1 protein-coding gene is annotated in these 409 nt (G+C 64.8%); it reads left to right on the forward strand.

The window, feature by feature from the left end:
• Positions 1 to 48 precede the first annotated feature (48 nt).
• The coding region (locus tag RNB18_RS52955) for an SDR family oxidoreductase (RefSeq protein ID WP_311721169.1) at positions 49 to 409 on the forward strand (361 nt) is incomplete at its 3' end.

Raw genomic sequence — 409 nt, forward strand, 5'->3', positions numbered from 1 at the left:
CTCTACGGTCGCTCGATCGACGAGATCAGCACCGGTGAGTGGGACCGGATGTTCGACATCAACGTGAAGGGCCAGTGGTTGCCGGTCAAGCATGCGCTGCCGTTCCTGCGACTCAGCTCGAAGGCGTCGGTCACCATCGTCGCCTCCGACTCCGCCCTGGTCGCTTCGCCGCTGCATGTGCCCTACTGCGCATCGAAGGGTGCGCTGATCATGATGGTCAACGCGATGGCCGTCGATCTTCGTGCCGACGGCATCCGGGTCAATTGCGTGTGCCCGAGCGTGGTCAACACCCGAATGCCCAAGAACGACATCGGTTTGTCCGACGACGCCGACCTCGGCGACCGCTACCCGATCCACGAGCCCGACGACATCGCGCGCTACCTGACGTTCCTGGCCTCCCCCGCCGCGG

The organism is Streptomyces doebereineriae, assembly GCF_031845645.1.
GTDB classification, from domain to species: domain Bacteria; phylum Actinomycetota; class Actinomycetes; order Streptomycetales; family Streptomycetaceae; genus Streptomyces; species Streptomyces canus.